Source organism: Stenotrophomonas sp. TWI377, from assembly GCF_039674525.1.
Classification (GTDB): Bacteria; Pseudomonadota; Gammaproteobacteria; order Xanthomonadales; family Xanthomonadaceae; genus Stenotrophomonas.
Window position 1 is genome coordinate 13,868 of record NZ_JBDJNT010000019.1, and the last position, 15,879, is coordinate 29,746.

16 protein-coding genes are annotated in these 15,879 nt (G+C 67.0%); 5 read left to right on the forward strand and 11 right to left on the reverse strand.

Annotated features, from left to right (window positions below; genetic code table 11):
• Positions 1-43: 43 nt before the first annotated feature.
• On the reverse strand, positions 44-901 hold the full coding sequence (locus tag ABE546_RS15145) for a CoA ester lyase (protein ID WP_346464323.1): 858 nt from the start codon (positions 899-901) through the stop codon (positions 44-46).
• 311 nt (positions 902-1,212) lie between these two features.
• Between ABE546_RS15145 and ABE546_RS15150 the strand changes: the two genes are divergently transcribed.
• Positions 1,213-1,608 (forward strand): ribonuclease inhibitor, encoded by a 396-nt coding sequence (locus ABE546_RS15150; protein WP_346464324.1) that lies wholly within the window; start codon positions 1,213-1,215, stop codon positions 1,606-1,608.
• 632 nt (positions 1,609-2,240) lie between these two features.
• On the opposite strand, the gene ABE546_RS15155 is transcribed toward ABE546_RS15150, so the two are convergent.
• Positions 2,241-2,528, reverse strand: coding sequence for a hypothetical protein (locus ABE546_RS15155; protein WP_313217637.1), 288 nt, complete (start codon positions 2,526-2,528; stop codon positions 2,241-2,243).
• A 458-nt stretch (positions 2,529-2,986) separates the two neighbouring features.
• Between ABE546_RS15155 and mutS the strand changes: the two genes are divergently transcribed.
• The 3 genes from mutS (at position 2,987) to katG (ending at position 8,861) form a co-directional block, all read left to right on the forward strand.
• The gene (gene mutS, locus ABE546_RS15160) at positions 2,987-5,608 is read left to right on the forward strand and encodes a DNA mismatch repair protein MutS (protein WP_313211111.1); all 2,622 of its coding nucleotides are present in this window, start codon (positions 2,987-2,989) and stop codon (positions 5,606-5,608) included.
• Between the two features lie 203 nt (positions 5,609-5,811).
• Complete coding sequence (locus ABE546_RS15165) at positions 5,812-6,426, forward strand: DUF937 domain-containing protein (RefSeq protein ID WP_313211110.1); 615 nt, start codon at positions 5,812-5,814, stop codon at positions 6,424-6,426.
• 200 nt (positions 6,427-6,626) lie between these two features.
• Positions 6,627-8,861, forward strand: coding sequence for a catalase/peroxidase HPI (gene katG, locus ABE546_RS15170; RefSeq protein WP_346464326.1), 2,235 nt, complete (start codon positions 6,627-6,629; stop codon positions 8,859-8,861).
• A gap of 69 nt (positions 8,862-8,930) precedes the next feature.
• On the opposite strand, the gene ABE546_RS15175 is transcribed toward katG, so the two are convergent.
• Together ABE546_RS15175 and ABE546_RS15180 are read right to left on the reverse strand one after the other, a co-directional pair.
• Positions 8,931-9,335 (reverse strand): S4 domain-containing protein, encoded by a 405-nt coding sequence (locus tag ABE546_RS15175; protein WP_313211108.1) that lies wholly within the window; start codon positions 9,333-9,335, stop codon positions 8,931-8,933.
• A gap of 9 nt (positions 9,336-9,344) precedes the next feature.
• Positions 9,345-9,593 carry a hypothetical protein gene (locus ABE546_RS15180; protein ID WP_313211123.1) on the reverse strand — a complete coding sequence of 83 codons (249 nt, stop codon included), beginning with the start codon at positions 9,591-9,593 and terminating at the stop codon, positions 9,345-9,347.
• 139 nt (positions 9,594-9,732) lie between these two features.
• Here ABE546_RS15180 and ABE546_RS15185 point away from each other — a divergent pair, with 139 nt between their 5' ends.
• The gene (locus ABE546_RS15185; protein WP_346464327.1) at positions 9,733-11,220 is read left to right on the forward strand and encodes an MATE family efflux transporter; all 1,488 of its coding nucleotides are present in this window, start codon (positions 9,733-9,735) and stop codon (positions 11,218-11,220) included.
• Here the strand turns inward: ABE546_RS15185 and ABE546_RS15190 are convergent.
• The 7 genes from ABE546_RS15190 to ABE546_RS15220 form a co-directional block, all read right to left on the reverse strand.
• On the reverse strand, positions 11,217-11,594 hold the full coding sequence (locus ABE546_RS15190) for a DUF6404 family protein (RefSeq protein WP_346464328.1): 378 nt from the start codon (positions 11,592-11,594) through the stop codon (positions 11,217-11,219). The two genes, ABE546_RS15185 and ABE546_RS15190, sit on opposite strands and share 4 nt — an antisense overlap.
• An 85-nt stretch (positions 11,595-11,679) precedes the next feature.
• A complete protein-coding gene (rplS, locus tag ABE546_RS15195; protein ID WP_019184486.1) occupies positions 11,680-12,087 on the reverse strand; it encodes a 50S ribosomal protein L19 in 408 nt (135 codons plus the stop codon).
• A gap of 155 nt (positions 12,088-12,242) precedes the next feature.
• The gene (trmD, locus tag ABE546_RS15200; protein ID WP_346464331.1) at positions 12,243-13,001 is read right to left on the reverse strand and encodes a tRNA (guanosine(37)-N1)-methyltransferase TrmD; all 759 of its coding nucleotides are present in this window, start codon (positions 12,999-13,001) and stop codon (positions 12,243-12,245) included.
• A gap of 5 nt (positions 13,002-13,006) precedes the next feature.
• The gene (rimM, locus tag ABE546_RS15205; RefSeq protein WP_121043481.1) at positions 13,007-13,519 is read right to left on the reverse strand and encodes a ribosome maturation factor RimM; all 513 of its coding nucleotides are present in this window, start codon (positions 13,517-13,519) and stop codon (positions 13,007-13,009) included.
• A 42-nt stretch (positions 13,520-13,561) separates the two neighbouring features.
• Positions 13,562-13,822 (reverse strand): 30S ribosomal protein S16, encoded by a 261-nt coding sequence (rpsP, locus tag ABE546_RS15210; protein ID WP_017356068.1) that lies wholly within the window; start codon positions 13,820-13,822, stop codon positions 13,562-13,564.
• Between the two features lie 127 nt (positions 13,823-13,949).
• Entirely contained in the window at positions 13,950-14,738 is a 789-nt protein-coding gene (locus tag ABE546_RS15215) for an aminotransferase class IV (RefSeq protein ID WP_346464333.1), read from the reverse strand.
• Entirely contained in the window at positions 14,735-15,811 is a 1,077-nt protein-coding gene (locus tag ABE546_RS15220; RefSeq protein ID WP_313211103.1) for a nitronate monooxygenase, read from the reverse strand. The genes ABE546_RS15215 and ABE546_RS15220 overlap by 4 nt, the downstream gene beginning before the upstream one ends.
• Between the last annotated feature and the right edge of the window lie 68 nt (positions 15,812-15,879).

Sequence of the window (15,879 nt, forward strand, 5' to 3'; positions counted from 1 at the left end):
AGCGCAGGTAAGAGACAGTGGTCGATGCATCCCGATACCGCAATCAGGTAACCGGGGGAGAAGACGCGGCAAGCAGGGCTTGAGCACGGCGCAGGTACGGCAGGTCGATCATCCGGCCTTCAAACAGGAACGCGCCGTGTCCCTGCCCTTCGGCACCGGCGGCGGCGGCAACAATCCGCTGCGCCTCCGCGAGCATCGCCGGCGGCACGCTGAAGGTGGCGTTGGCCAGGGCAACCTGGCGCGGGTGGATGCAGCTTTTGCCGATGAAGCCCAACTGCCGGGCCATCTGCGCCTCGGCCAGGAAGCCGTCGCTGTCAGCCACGTCCGGAAATGCGCCGTCGCAGGCGAACACCTGGGCTTCGGCGGCCGCCAACCGCAGCGCGAACAGCGTGGCATGCACATTGCTCGGCTCACGGTCGATGCCGTTGGGCGAAAACAGGTCGCCCAGTCCCAACTGCAATCCGGCCACGCGCGGGTGCGCGCCGGCCAGTTCGGCGGCGATGCGCAGGGCCTTGGGGGTTTCGATGTTGATCAGCAGCCCGATCGGGCGCGTCACGCCGTTGCGCTGCTCAGCCTGTTCCAGCCGGACGATGGCCGCCAGCAGCTGCGCCACCGATTCAATCTTGGGCAGGTTGAGCAAGTCCACACCGGGGAGCGCCACGGCATCCAGGTCCGCGCCGAAATGGGCGCTGTCGGTACCGTTGCTGCGCACGATCAACTGCTTGTCACCGGCGCCGCCCCGCACGCGGCGCAGGAAGCCGGCGACCTGGTCGCGGGCCTGGGCCTTGCCGGCCTCGGGCACCGAATCCTCCAGGTCGAAAGAGAGCGCATCGGCCTCGCCGGCCATGGCCTTGTCGAACAGTTCCGGTCGGGCGCCGGGGACGAACAGCTTGCTACGCATGGTTTTCCCTCATCAACCCGCGCAGTCTGCAGAATTGGAAGCCCTTTAAAAGTGCGGTCCCGGACATTCATTGGATAGCATTTGTTTTGACCGCCCACTGCGCTGCAGTGCACCACGAGCAGAACAGCGTCGAACATCACCGTGTTGCCCGCACAATCCATTGCTGGAACCTGCCGTGGTGACCGCCCACGTCGCGTCTCGGGCGGTCACCCACCAAACGCGTCACGAGGACTGCTGCCGATGCATGAACCCACCCTGCCGTCGACAACCATCGTCCGGTGCATGCAGCACCTGCACGCGCCGAGCTCGGCATGACCGGCCCCACCCTGGTGCTGGATGGAAGCGCCATCCACGACATCGCCGGCTTCTACGCCGAGATCAACCGCGTGTTCATGGCCAGCGAGGACTGGCAACTGGCCCCAAGCCTGGATGCGCTGGATGACCTGCTCTACGGCGGCTACGGCGCACTGGCCGGGCACGCATCCGCCACCGTGCACTGGACACACATCGCACACAGCCGCGCCGCGCTCGGGGTGGCGGCCACCCGCGCCTGGCTGCAGGAAAAACAGGCGCGGCCCGGCGTGTTCAATGCCGCGGGAATCGCCACCCAGCTGGACGCGCTGGAACGCGGCGTCGGCCAGACCTATTTCGACATCATCCTGGAGGTATTCGCCGCCCATCCCACCTTGCAGCTGCGCACGGACTGAGCGGCTGCGGGGCGCGCCCATCGAGCCGACGGGTAGTTGTGGCCCTGCTCGCCACCTTCTGGAGCCGGCTTGTCAGTCAAGTTGCTCGTAGCTACGATCATTCAAACGCGGAAAAGCACTCACCTTGGGTTGGCAGCCCCGTAGTGGATGGTCGGGCTGTGTTCTCATTGATGAGCCGTCGAGCTCTCCAATGCGAAGCCGATAGCGCTGGAAAGCCAGAATCCGTTCGGCAGGTGAAGGAGTATCTGCAATGAGTAAAGGAAACACGAGTGGCGGTGGCGCGAAGTCCGGGGGCGGTGGAAGCAAGGTAAGCGCCCCTGGTCCTGGTGGGCGCGGTCCGGGGAACGCCGGCGGCTGGCCCAGCACAACGGGAAAGCCTTCAGGCGGAAGCCGTAGCAACGCACCTCCCCGCGGCAAGTAACGGTGCTGAAGGGCGTCGACGCTGACGTCGACGCCCTTTCATTCGATCCCGCCTCCGGTTGCCGGCTGACAGGCGCCCCGGCCTATCAGGCGCGCGGCGCAAAAGGTTGCCAACGGTCTCCCAGTCCGATGTGAGGGTCAGGGGTCCGGATACTGGGACCGAAATGCCTTGAGACGTTCCCGGCACACGCCAAGCCGTCGGCATCGGCAAATCAGTCTTTTTCGACGACCATGGTCCAGAGAACGGTGACCATTCCGGGCTTGGCTGGATCCATGGTGCTCTGCGGGAACACCGACACAACCTTCCACCCTTTCGAATACAGCTGCGGAACGGTCACTTGGCCAACCGACTTGCATTGGAAGACGGTGCTGTCACTGAAGGGGGTCATGACCCCGGCCGGTGTGATTTGTTCAGTGGCGAGGCAAACCTCTCCTTGCGCGGCAGAAGCGGAGCCGGCCACGGCGAGCAGGGAGGCAAAAGCAAACGAAGTCCAGCGCATGAGCATTCCTTGGCGAGCCGACGTCGTGGCGGCGCTCAGACGATAGCGTATTGACACGGATGGGTGAAATGATTGGGCGCGGACCCCCTCTCCCTTGACCACTGCCCACCAGCCCGCCCTCACGGGGCGCCTTGGCTCCCGATCAGCACGCCATAAGCCTTGCCTCCCTTGTCCACCGCACGTTCGACGACCCTGGCGCGCTTGGCTGCGCCCCATGGACAGGGATACGACGTACCGAAAGCTCCATCACCTGCTGGCGGGTCAGACTAAACTTGGTGACCTCGCGCCGTGTGGCGCGGCCCGTCGCACCATTTTTTGGCATGATCGTCTGCGTCCCGATTGGCGTCGCAACACGATCTTTGGCTCCCGACGAGCCGTCGCAGCACCATCGCAACAAAAAATCCCGTTACTTGCCGCTTTCGGCGGCAACCCGCGTTCACCGACCGAGACGCACTCCATTGCAAGCCACTGATTCAAAACAAAAGAACAGCAGCACCAAGGCCTCGGCCGAGCACACCCCGCTCATGAAGCAGTTCTTCGCCGCCAAGTCCGACTACCCGGACCTGCTGCTGTTCTTCCGCATGGGCGACTTCTACGAGCTGTTCTACGACGACGCCCGCAAGGCGGCGCGGCTGCTGGACATCACCCTGACCCAGCGCGGCAGCTCCGGCGGCGCGCCGATCCCGATGGCCGGTGTGCCCGTGCATGCCTACGAAGGCTATCTGGCGCGCCTGGTCGCCCTGGGCGAGTCCGTGGCGATCTGCGAGCAGATCGGCGACCCGGCGCTGGCCAAAGGCCTGGTCGAGCGCAAGGTGGTGCGCATCGTCACCCCCGGCACCGTCACTGACGAAGCGTTGCTGGACGAGCGCCGCGACACCCTGCTGATGGCCCTCTCGCGGGGCAAGAATGGCTACGGCCTGGCCTGGGCCGATCTGGCCGGTGGCCGCTTCCTGGTCAACGAAGTCGATTCGGACGATGCGCTGGAAGCCGAGCTCGCGCGTCTGGAACCGGCCGAGCTGCTGGTGCCCGATGAAGAGAACTGGCCCGCCTTCCTGCAGTACCGCAATGGCATCCGCCGGCGCGCGCCCTGGCTGTTCGATGCCGACAGCGGCCGCCGCCAGCTGCTGAATTTCTTCAAGCTGCATGACCTGACCGGCTTCGGCATCGACGACAAGCCGCGCGCCACCGCGGCCGCCGGTGCCCTGCTGGGCTATGTCGAAGAGACCCAGAAGCAACGCCTGCCGCACCTCACCGCGATCGCCACCGAAACCGCGAGCGAAGCCATTGCCATGAACGCGGCCACGCGCCGCCATCTGGAGCTGGATACGCGCGTCGATGGCGATACCCGCAACACCCTGCTCGGCGTGCTCGATACCACGGTGACGCCGATGGGCGGTCGCCTGCTGCGGCGCTGGCTGCACCGCCCGCTGCGCCTGCGCGAAGTGCTGGTGCACCGCCACGATGCGGTCGCTACGCTGATCGATCGCGGCGCCGAGGGCGACGTACGCGATGCCTTCCGTGCACTGGGTGATCTGGAACGCATCCTCACCCGCGTGGCGCTGCGCTCGGCGCGCCCGCGCGATTTCTCCACGCTGCGCGATGGCCTGGGCCTGCTGCCCGAGGTGCGCGCAGTGCTCGCACCGCTGGATTCGCCGCGGCTGATCGCGCTGCACGATGCGCTGGGCTCGCATGACGAATGCGCGCATCTGCTGGCCAGCGCGATCGCTCCGACCCCGCCGCTGAAGCTCAGCGATGGCGGCGTCATCGCCGAAGGCTACGACGCCGAGCTCGACGAGCTGCGTCGCCTCTCCACGCATGCGGACCAGTTCCTGATCGATCTGGAACAGCGCGAGCGCATCAGCAGCGGCATCGCCACGCTGAAGGTCGGCTACAACCGCGTGCACGGCTACTACATCGAAATCAGCAAGGGGCAGTCGGAGAAGGCGCCGGTGCATTACACGCGCCGCCAGACGCTGACCAATGCCGAGCGCTACATCACCGAAGAACTGAAGTCCTTCGAAGACAAGGTGCTGTCCGCGCGGGAACGCTCGCTGACCCGCGAGAAGTTCCTGTACGAACAACTGCTGGACATCCTCGCCAGCGGGCTGGAGCCGCTCAAGCAGTGCGCCGCCGCGCTGAGCGAGCTGGATGTGCTGGCCGGCTTCGCCGAACGCGCGCAGGCCCTGGACTGGGCGCGACCGGAACTGGAGACCGGGCCGTGCCTGAAGATCGAGCGCGGGCGTCATCCGGTGGTCGAAGCGGTACGCGAGCAGCCGTTCGAACCGAACGACCTGGACCTGCATCCGGACCGCCGCATGCTGGTGATCACCGGCCCGAACATGGGCGGTAAATCCACCTACATGCGCCAGAACGCACTGATCGTGCTGCTGGCCCACATCGGCAGCTTCGTGCCGGCCAGCCGCGCGGTGATCGGCCCGATCGACCGCATCCTGACCCGTATCGGCGCCGGCGACGATCTGGCCCGTGGGCAGTCGACCTTCATGGTTGAAATGGCCGAGACCAGCTACATCCTGCATCACGCCAGCGCACAGTCACTGGTGCTGATGGACGAGATCGGCCGCGGTACGTCCACCTATGACGGCCTGGCACTGGCCGATGCGGTCGCACGGCATCTGGCCTACCAGAACCGCTGCTACACGCTGTTCGCCACGCACTATTTCGAACTGACCGCGCTGGCCGACGAACAACACGAAGGCGGCGCCAGCGGCATCGCCAACGTGCACCTGGATGCGGTGGAACACGGCGACGCACTGGTCTTCATGCACGCCGTGAAAGATGGCCCGGCCAACCGCAGCTTCGGCCTGCAGGTGGCCGCACTGGCCGGCCTGCCGAAATCGACCGTCGCCCAGGCGCGGCGCCGTTTGGCCGAGCTGGAGCAGCGCAGCCATGAGACGCAGTCCGCCGTGGTGGCCGCGCAGGCGCTGGATGCACCGCAGCAGTTCGGGCTGTTCAACGCACCCAATACCGCCGCACAGGATGCGCTGGCCGCGATCGATCCGGACGAGCTCACCCCGAAGCAGGCACTGGAAGCGCTGTACCGGTTGAAGACGCTGCTCTGAGGGAGCGTCCGGGCTGGCCACGACCAACGGTCGTGGCCTACCGCCACAGTGCGGTAGTGCCGGCCGCTGGCCGGCTCCCCGCAGAGCGGGTAGCACCCGACCGTTGGTCGGGTGTCCGCGCGGGCCCGCGTGAATTCTTCGCATTCCCGTAGTGAACGCAGCGCTATGCTCGGGCGGTTCCCATCCCTGCCCTGGAGTCCGCCGTGAATACCGAATCACTTGCCGCGTCCCTCTTCCAGCAACTGCAGCAGGGCCAAGGCCTGCAGCAGGTATCCCAGCAGCTGGGCATCGACCCCAACCAGGCCAGCACCGCGGTCGGCGCCGCCCTGCCCCTGCTGCTCGGCGCGATGGGCCGCAATGCGCAGGAACCTCAAGGCGCACAGGCACTGCTGGGCGCGCTGCAGCGTGATCATGCGCCGGCCGGTGCCGGGAGCGGCGTCGATCTGGGCGGGCTGCTCGGCAGCGTGCTGGGCGGCGGTGGCGGCAATGCCACCAACGGTGCCGGGATACTCGGCCACATCTTCGGCGGCAACACTGACCGTGCCACCCAGGGCCTGAGCCAGGCCACCGGGCTGGACAGCAGCAAGACCAGCCAGCTGCTCGCGATCCTTGCGCCGATCGTGATGTCCTATTTGGCCCAGCGCTTCGCCAGCGGCGGCAACGCCAGCCCCGGCCAGCTCAGCCAGGCCCTCGGCCAGGAAGCCCAGAGCGCCAACAGCGGTGGCCTGCTGACCTCCGTGCTGGACCAGGACGGAGATGGGCAGCTGGGCGTCGGCGATCTGCTCAAGCTCGGCGGCGGTCTGTTCGGCAAGCGCTGAAGGCAATCGCTCGAAATAGCCTGCGACTATCGCATTGGTTGATTCATTCGAATGTACCGAATGAACGGCAGTGATTACCGTGTGGGCACGCCTTCACATCGCGGTGCTTTACGGCCAGGTGTGCGGGCAACCTTCCCGACGTCGCCATCGCCTCCCCACGCCGATGGTGGCCACGTTCGCCAGTACACAGGTAGATACCCATGAAAAGCGAAGCCAAGTGCCCGTTCAACCACGCCCTCGTCGGCGACGCCACCACCAACCGCGACTGGTGGCCCAAGCAGCTTCGGGTGGACCTGCTCAACCAGCACTCGACCCGCTCGCATCCGCTGGATGAGGCATTCGATTACGCCGAGGCCTTCAAGGGCCTGGATTACGCCGCACTCAAGGCCGACCTCAAGGCCTTGATGACCGATTCGCAGGATTGGTGGCCGGCCGACTTCGGCCACTACGGCGGCCTGTTCGTGCGCATGGCCTGGCACAGCGCCGGCACCTACCGCATCGGCGATGGCCGTGGCGGCGCCGGCCGTGGTCAGCAGCGCTTCGCCCCGCTCAACAGCTGGCCGGACAACGTTAGCCTGGACAAGGCACGCCGCCTGCTGTGGCCGATCAAGCAGAAGTACGGCCAGGCGATCTCCTGGGCTGACCTGCTGGTGCTCACCGGCAACGTCGCGCTCGAATCGATGGGCTTCAAGACACTCGGCTTCGCGGGCGGCCGTCCGGATACCTGGGAACCCGACCAGGATGTGTACTGGGGCCGCGAAACCACCTGGCTCGGCGGCGATGTTCGCTATGCGCATGGCTCCGAAGGCGTGCAGGAAGACCACGGCGTGCTGGTCTCCGATGATGACGCGGATGGCGACATCCACTCGCGTGATCTGGAGAACCCGCTGGCCGCCGTGCAGATGGGCCTGATCTACGTCAATCCGGAAGGCCCGGACGGCAATCCCGATCCGCTCAAGGCGGCCTTCGACATCCGCGATACGTTCGGCCGGATGGCCATGGACGATGAGGAAACCGTCGCGCTGATCGCTGGTGGCCACAGCTTCGGCAAGACCCACGGCGCCGGCCCGGCCGACAACGTCGATGTGGAACCGGAAGCGGCGGGCCTGGAAAGCCAGGGCCTGGGCTGGGCCAACCGATTCGGCACCGGCAAGGGTGGCGACACCATCACCAGTGGCCTGGAAGTGACCTGGACGCGCACGCCGGCGCAGTGGAGCCATGACTTCTTCGAGATCCTGTTCGGCCACGAGTGGGAGCTGACCAAGAGCCCGGCCGGTGCGCACCAGTGGGTGGCCAAGGACAGCGAGGCGATCATTCCCGACGCGCACGATCCGTCGAAAAAGCACCGCCCGACCATGCTCACCACCGATCTGTCGCTGCGTGTGGACCCGGCCTACGAGAAGATCTCGCGCCGCTTCCTGGCCGATCCGCAGGCCTTCGCCGATGCCTTTGCCCGTGCGTGGTTCAAGCTGACCCATCGCGACATGGGCCCGCGTGCACGCTACCTCGGCCCGGAAATTCCCGCCGAAGAATTCGTCTGGCAGGACCCGGTGCCGGCGGCCCCGCAGACCCCGCTCAGCGCGCAGGACATCGCCGCGCTGAAGCAGCAGATCGCCGCGACCGGCCTGGGCGCGGGCGAGCTGGTCGCCACCGCGTGGGCATCAGCCTCGACCTTCCGCGGTTCTGACAAGCGTGGCGGCGCCAACGGCGCGCGTGTGCGCCTGGCTCCGCAGAAAGACTGGGCCGTCAACCAGCCGCAGCAGCTGGGCAAGGTGCTGGCCGCACTGGAGAAGATCCAGGCCGGCTTCAAAGGCGACGGCGGTGCGCCGGTATCGCTGGCCGACCTGATCGTGCTGGCCGGCAATGTCGGCGTCGAGCAGGCGGCCAGGGCCGGTGGCCATGAGGTCAGCGTGCCGTTCAACTCCGGCCGTACCGATGCCAGCCAGGACCAGACCGATGTGGCGTCCTTCGCCGTGCTGGAGCCGTATGCCGACGGGTTCCGCAACTACGTCAAGGGCCGCTACAACGTGCCTGCCGAAGCGCTGCTGATCGACCGTGCGCAGCTGCTCACACTGACCGCGCCGGAGATGACCGCGCTGGTCGGTGGTCTGCGGGTGATCGGCACCAACGTCGGCGGCGGCCAGGAGGGCGTGTTCACCGATCGCGTCGGCACGTTGAGCAACGACTTCTTCGTCAACCTGCTCGACATGCGCACGCAATGGGTGGCCAATGGCGACAACTACAGCGGCCGTGACCGCGCCACCGGCGCGCAGCGCTGGAGCGGTAGCCGCGTGGACCTGGTGTTCGGCTCGAACTCGGTGCTGCGTGCACTGGCCGAGGTCTACGCCAGCGCGGACGGCGAGAAGAAGTTCGTCCGCGACTTCGTCGCCGCCTGGGCGCGGGTGATGGAGCTGGATCGTTACGACCTGCGTTGATTCACCACCGTAGCCATACACAACGACCGGGCCGCATGGCCCGGTCTTTTCATGCGTGCGGTGCGCGGCTCACAGCGCGTCCAGATCACCCAGCGCACGGATCAACCGGCGCGCGCGTTTGTCCGGCTTGTGCTCCGGCGGCTGGTAACCGTTCTTCGCCGCGGCACGCTGCAGGCGCAGCTCCGCGCGGCGTGCAAGCGAGGCCTCGCTCTCGGCGTACAACTGCTGGGCCACCGGGGCCGGGCCGCGCATCTCGCTGAGCCCAAGCACCTGGATATCGAACACTTCATCGCCACGGCTGATCTGCAGCGCTTCGCCCACGCGCACCGCGCGCGAGGATTTCGGGCGTTGCCCGGCCACATCCACCTTGCCGGTTTCCACCGCCTGTTTGGCCAGGCTGCGGGTTCGATAGAACCGTGCGGCCCAGAGCCACACATCCAGCCGCACGGCGGCCAATGGGGTTGCTTCGATCATGCGGGTGATTCAACTCCCCGGCTCAGCCGGTCGTCGGTTCAGCGGTTGCGGTGCCGATGGATCGCCACGGCAGCCAGTGCCACCGATCAGCGTGGGAACCCCCGCATCCAGATCGCGTCGCTGGCTGCCGACCTGGCATTCCGGTCGGTCCATGGGCCGTACCTGTGCGTCGCGCAGGCGGTCGTCCGTACTCGAACATGCGGCCAGCGAGGCGCCAATCAAGAGCGCCAGCGCGGTGGGGATGAACCGGTCATCCAGAAGGATCTGCAGCCGGCCAGCGGCCGGCACTACCGGGGCAGCCGCTGACGTGCGTTGAGACGCGGAAGTACGCATCGCGATATCCCCTTGATGGGCTTGGTGCTAGTGTGCCGCTCTCTGAGCTCGATCTCCAGCGCACATGGCCAAAGCGCCGCTTGACCTGACCACGGGCCCGATCGGGCGCAATCTGTTCCTGTTCGCCCTGCCGATCCTGGCCGGCAACATCGCCCAGTCGATGAACGGCTCGGTGAACGCGATCTGGGTCGGCCGCTTCCTCGGCGAGGCGGCGCTGACCGCCACCGCGAACGCCAACAACATCATGTTCTTCCTGATCGGCTCGGTGTTCGGGATCGGCATGGCCGCCTCGATCCTGATCGGCCAGTCGATGGGTGCCCGCGACCTGCCCCAGGCCCGGCGCGTGATGGGCACCAGCGCCACCTTCTTCATCGGCCTGTCGGTGGTGATCGCGATCGCCGGCTGGTGGCTGTCGCATCCATTGCTGGCGGCGATGGGCACACCGGCCGAATCACTGCCGCTGGCCGAGGCCTACCTGCGCATCATCTTCCTGGCGATGCCGACGCTGTATGCCTTCGCCTTCCTGAGCTCTGCGCTGCGCGGCGTGGGCGACTCCCGCACGCCGTTCCGCTTCCTGCTGCTGTCGGTGGTGCTGGATATCGGCTTCAACCCGCTGCTGATCTTCGGCATCGGCCCGTTCCCACAGCTGGGCATCGCCGGCGCGGCGTGGGCCACGTTGATCGCGCAGACCCTCTCACTGCTCGGCCTGCTCTGGTACATGCGCAACAAGCGGCATGTGCTGTGGTTGGGGCGCAAGGACATGGCGCTGTTCAAGATCGATGGCGAGATCCTGCGCGCCTTGGTGGTCAAGGGCGTGCCGATGGGCCTGCAGATGGTGCTGATCTCGCTGTCGATGATCCTGATGATGACCATGGTCAACAGCTACGGCACCGACACCGCCGCCGCGTATGGCGCCTCACTGCAGCTGTGGACCTACGTGCAGATGCCGGCGATGGCGATCGGTGCGGCGTGCTCGACCATGGCCGCGCAGAACGTCGGCGCGCAGCGCTGGGACCGCGTGCGCGGCACCGCCCGCAGCGGCGTGCTCTACAACTTCCTGCTGACCGGCGTGCTGATCCTGCCGCTGATCCTGCTCGACCGATACACGCTTGCCCTGTTCCTGCCCGAAGGCAGCCAGGCGCTGGAGGTGGCGCGCCACCTCAACCACATCGCGGTGTGGTCGTTCCTGTTCTTCGGGGTGAACTTCGTGATCTCCGGCGTGGTGCGTTCGACCGGCGCGGTGATCCCCCCGCTGCTGATCCTGGCCGCCTCGCTGTGGGGCATCCGCGTGCCCTTCGCCGAGCTGCTGCAGGACCGCTGGGGCGCCGACGCGGTGTGGTGGAGTTTCCCGGTCAGCTCGTTCTGCGCGATGCTGATGTCGCTGGCGTATTACCGCTGGGGTGGCTGGCGCAAGGCGCGGATGCTGCCCAGCCATCACGAGGAACTGGCCGCCCCGGCCGAGGTCCCCGCGTCGCCGCCGTCGCCGGTGGCGGACCCGAATCCGACCACGCCGCTCCAGCCCGCCCGCGTGGGCACCGCACGGCCGGATTAAGCCATGCGCCCCTGCAGCAGCGTCTTCCAGGCAGGCAGTTGGTAGCGTCGCCGCTGGTACCGCATCAGCAGCGCCATCATCACGCCGAACAACAGCCCGGCCATGACAGCACTGCCAATGGTGATGCCGAGCGTGAGCGAGCCAAGGTCCAGGACCAGCCCCATCAAGCCGCGCCACAACACGCCCCACAACACGCCAAACAGCCCGCCCATCACGAACAGATTGGCACCGAAGCTGGCGAGCAGCGGTGGCGGCACGCGCAGCCCCATGCGCCACAACAGCCGATGCAGTGGCGGTGCGCGCATGCCGGCAGGCACGTTGGCGTCGGCCATGGCCTGCAGCGCGTGACGAACATCAGCGGGATAACGGTCCATGTGCTTCTCCATCACGCGGCCACAAATGCAAACGGCCACCCGAAGGTGGCCGTTTGAGGCGACAACCGAAGTTGTCGGCCGGGAATTACTGGGCAGCCTTGGCAGCCAGGCGCGCGGCCTTGGCCTGCGCAGCAGCAGCCAGATCTTCCTTGATGCGGGCAGCCTTGCCTTCCAGACCACGCAGGTAGTACAGCTTGCCGGCGCGGACCTTACCACGACGCTTCACTTCGACCGAGTCGATGATGGCGCTGTGGGTCTGGAAGACGCGCTCGACGCCGTAGCCGTGCGAGATCTTGCGGACGGTGAACGCGGAGTTCAGGCCGGCGTTCTTGGTGCCGATGACGACGCCTTCGTAAGCCTGCACGCGCTCACGGTTGCCTTCCTTCACCTTCACGTTGACGACGACGGTGTCACCCTGGCTGAACTTCGGCAGCTCGCGGGTGATCTGGGCGGATTCGAAGTCCGAGAGGATGGATTTGTTCAGCTTGCTCATGGGTGCACCGATAATGTTCGGGTGATCGTGTCGTTCGACAACGTGGGCTCATGCAGTCACCGGACTGTGCTGCACGTTTTTTGTAGGGGTTCCTGCCAACGGGCCCCAAAAGGCCGATGGCAATCCCGAATTATAAACAAGATCCCGCCCCCGCGCTAGGGGGTTGGATCCTTGGCAACGGCCTGCCGTGCCTGCTCCAGCAGGAGGCGGTCGGCCTTGGACAACTGGCCTTCGTCAAGCAGGTCCGGCCGCCGCAGCGCGGTGCGCAGCAGCGACTGCTGCCGGCGCCAGCGGGCGATGGCGGCATGGTTGCCCGAGCGCAGTACGTCCGGGACAGTGCCCCATTCATGCTGGGCCGGATGGCTGTAATGCGGGCAGTCCAGCAGCCCCTGCGGGCCTTCGAAACTGTCCTGGGCGGCCGATTCGGCATCGCCGAGAGCCCCCTCCTGCAGGCGGGTCACCGCATCGACGATCACCGCCGCGCCCAGCTCACCGCCGGACAGCACGTAATCGCCGAGGGAGATTTCCTCGGTGACCTCGGCCTCGAGGAAGCGCTCGTCGATGCCCTCATAGCGGCCGCAGAGCAGGATCATGCGCGGCAGTGCCGCCAGTTCCCGCACCTTGGCCTGGGTCAGCGGCTTGCCCTGCGGGCTGAGGTAGATCACCGGCGCGAGCGCCGGATCAGCGGCTTTCGCGGCCGCCAGACACGCCCGCAGCGGCTCGATCAACATGACCATGCCCGGGCCACCCCCGAATGGACGGTCGTCCACCCGGCGGTAGTTGCCTTCGGCATAGTCACGCGGATTCCAGCCGTGCAGTTCCAGCAGACCGCGCTCGGCAGCACGGCCGACCACGCCCAGCGCGGCCGACTGCGCCATGAACTCGGGGAACAACGTGACGACGTCGATACGCATCCGGCTTAGAACTCCGGATCCCAGTCGACCACGATCAGGTTGGCCTCGAAATCCACCGAGACGACGAATTCGGGCTGCACGAACGGAATCATCCGCTCACGATCCCCCTGCACCACGAGCACGTCGTTGGAGCCGGTCGAGAACAGGTGTGACGCCCGCCCAAGTTCGACACCCTCGACGGTACGCACCTGCAAGCCCTCCAGATCGACCCAGTAATACTCATCGGGCTTCGGGGGCGGCAGCGCGCTGCGCGCGACATAGACTTCGGTCCCGTACATCGCCTCGACCACATCGCGGTCGGTGATATCGGGAAACACGGCGACCAGATGCTTGCCGGACTGACGTCCGCGTGCACCGGTGAGCGTGCTCTCCTGGCCGGCGGGGGTCCGCAGGATCCAGGGCTGGTAATGGAAAATGGCGGTACGCGGCTCGGTCCAGGACTCGAGCTTGATCTCGCCTCGCACACCAAAAGCGCCGACAATCCTGCCCAGCAGGATGCGGCGCTCGGTATCTTTCATCTGTATAGACCGATGGGCCGCGGCAGGCGCGGCCCTTCAGGATCAGGCCGCGGAGGCCTGGGCCTTGGTCGCTTCCTTGTACAGGTTGCGAACCTTGTCGGTCATCTGGGCGCCGTTGGCGACCCACTTGTCGACCAGCGGCAGGTCCAGCACGATGCGGGACTCGGCACCCTGGGCAACCGGGTTGTAGTAACCGACGCGCTCGATGTTGCGGCCATCACGGGCGCTGCGCGAATCGGTCACGATGATGTGGTAGAAGGGACGCTTCTTGGCGCCGCCGCGGGTCAGTCGAATCTTGACCATGGTGTTGTTTCCTCAATTGCCCAGTCGCCAGGATGGCGCGGTAAGCCGGCGATTATAGCGGCGGCCTCCGGTCATTCCAAGCCTGTGAAGGCCGGGAAAGATGAACAGGGCCTGCCGATCAGGTGGTTCAGGCCACCAACGGCTGCCAGGGCACCGCCGCCAGCACCTGCCGGGCCTTGGCGCACAGTGCCGCCGAGTTCGCCAGTACGCCCCCATCGATCACCGCGATCGGCCAGAGGCCGGCAGCGTTGCAGGCAATGGCCGCGTCGAACCCGGCCAGGTCCGCCAGCGCGACCGGCCGCACCTGCTGATCGCTGCCCCACCCCGCCTGTAGCAGGCGCTCATGGGTACCGCGCAGCGCGGGCGCCTGCGGCCAGATCAACGTGTCACCCGAGGCGAAGGCGATGTTCCAGGTGGTGCCTTCGCTGACCAGGCCGTCGTCGCCGACGAACAGCGCGTCATCCACGCCTGCCAGCAAGGCCTCGCGGCGATGCTGGAACAGCGCGAACGTACCGACATGCTTCACCTGCGGCAGTTCGCGCTGGTAGCGCACCGTCCGCAGCCGCCGCGCTATCGCCGGCAGATCGACCGCTGGCGCGACGGCGACCAGTACGTCGACGGCGACGGGTTGCAGCGGCCGCCGGAAATCGAACTGCCGCGAAAACACGGTCACCCGCAGCGAGGCATCGACCGCACCTTCGGCCTGCAGCGCATCGTGCATCCAGGCGCGCACCTGCAGCGGCTCCAGCGCGGTGCCGAACAACGCCACCGTGCCCTCCAGCAGACGCTGCAGATGCAGATCCAGCCCCTGCACCGCGCCATTGCGCACCTGCAGCGAGGTGAAATGACCGTAGTTGGTCAATGCGCCCGCCAGGTCGTCGGCACTGGCAGGGCGGCCATTGCAGTACAGCGTCATCCGAGCAACGCCTTCGCATCAGCCCACATCTGCTGCAGCACCTCGGCCGCCGGGCGCGCCGGCGCCATCCACGCGGACTGCCCCGCCCAGGCCTGCATTGCATCGAGGCTGTTGTCGCGCCCGGCCTGCGCGCGCATCGGCGCGGTCAGCCCACGCTGCACCGGATACGGCCGCGGCGGTGGTGCGTCAGCAGACGCCGCGGCGCGCACATACGCGGTGGCCAGGCCACGGCCGAGGCGACCACTAAAGGCGCGCGTCGGCCACGTGTCTTCCGGTTCGGCGTTCGCCAATGCCTGTGACCATGCCGGATTCAACTGGCACTCCGGGGTGCGCAGGAACGCGGTGCCCACCTGCACCGCACTGGCACCGAGCGTCAGGGCTGCCGCGATGCCGCGCCCATCAGCGATGCCACCGGCCGCGATGACCGGGATATCCAGATGATCGGCCAGCCGCGGCAGCAGCGCGAACAATCCGACCAGTTGGCGCTCGGCCGCCTCCGGATCGAAGGCGCCGCGATGGCCGCCCGCTTCGAACCCCTGCGCGACCACCGCGTCAGCGCCGGCCGCCTGCGCGGCACGCGCTTCGGCCAAGGTCGTCGCACACGCGATCCAGGCAATGCCCACGTCTTTCAGGCGCTGCACCTGTGCCGGAGAAAACACGCCCATGATGGTGGAGGCCACCGCCGGGCGCGCCTCGATCAAGGCATCGAACTGCGCATCGAGATCGGCCGGCCCCGCATCGGCGGCACTGGCCGGCACCTCCGGGCCCCACTTCGCCAGAAAGCGGCGTGTCGCGGCTTCAGCATCGGCATCGCGCGATGGCAGCGGATCGGGTATCCAGACGTTGACCTGCGCCGGCCCGGCGGACTGCGCACGGAAATCGGTCATCCACGCCACGATGTCCTGCGGCTGCGACAACACCGCGCCCATCGCGCCCATGCTGCCGGCATTGGCCAGCGCGGCCGACAGCGGCACGGGGCAGGCGCCGGCCATCGGTGCGAGCAGGATCGGGGCCTGCAATGCAAAACGCCGACAGAAGTTGTCGGCGCGTTCGAGAAGCGGGGAACCATTCACGCGCGGCGCACCTGTGGAAGGAGACGGTGCCAGCATACGCCGCACCGCCCCTGCCCGGAATGCGCCTG

What these genes read in the sequence shown, in the direction of transcription:
- ABE546_RS15145 (WP_346464323.1), bottom strand. Translation starts at nt 901, where the DNA reads ATGCGTAGCAAGCTGTTCGTCCCCGGCGCCCGACCGGAACTGTTCGAC.
- ABE546_RS15150 (WP_346464324.1), top strand. Translation starts at nt 1,213, where the DNA reads ATGACCGGCCCCACCCTGGTGCTGGATGGAAGCGCCATCCACGACATC.
- ABE546_RS15155 (WP_313217637.1), bottom strand. Translation starts at nt 2,528, where the DNA reads ATGCGCTGGACTTCGTTTGCTTTTGCCTCCCTGCTCGCCGTGGCCGGC.
- katG (WP_346464326.1), top strand. Translation starts at nt 6,627, where the DNA reads ATGAAAAGCGAAGCCAAGTGCCCGTTCAACCACGCCCTCGTCGGCGAC.
- ABE546_RS15175 (WP_313211108.1), bottom strand. Translation starts at nt 9,335, where the DNA reads ATGATCGAAGCAACCCCATTGGCCGCCGTGCGGCTGGATGTGTGGCTC.
- ABE546_RS15185 (WP_346464327.1), top strand. Translation starts at nt 9,733, where the DNA reads ATGGCCAAAGCGCCGCTTGACCTGACCACGGGCCCGATCGGGCGCAAT.
- ABE546_RS15190 (WP_346464328.1), bottom strand. Translation starts at nt 11,594, where the DNA reads ATGGACCGTTATCCCGCTGATGTTCGTCACGCGCTGCAGGCCATGGCC.
- rplS (WP_019184486.1), bottom strand. Translation starts at nt 12,087, where the DNA reads ATGAGCAAGCTGAACAAATCCATCCTCTCGGACTTCGAATCCGCCCAG.
- trmD (WP_346464331.1), bottom strand. Translation starts at nt 13,001, where the DNA reads ATGCGTATCGACGTCGTCACGTTGTTCCCCGAGTTCATGGCGCAGTCG.
- rimM (WP_121043481.1), bottom strand. Translation starts at nt 13,519, where the DNA reads ATGAAAGATACCGAGCGCCGCATCCTGCTGGGCAGGATTGTCGGCGCT.
- rpsP (WP_017356068.1), bottom strand. Translation starts at nt 13,822, where the DNA reads ATGGTCAAGATTCGACTGACCCGCGGCGGCGCCAAGAAGCGTCCCTTC.
- ABE546_RS15215 (WP_346464333.1), bottom strand. Translation starts at nt 14,738, where the DNA reads ATGACGCTGTACTGCAATGGCCGCCCTGCCAGTGCCGACGACCTGGCG.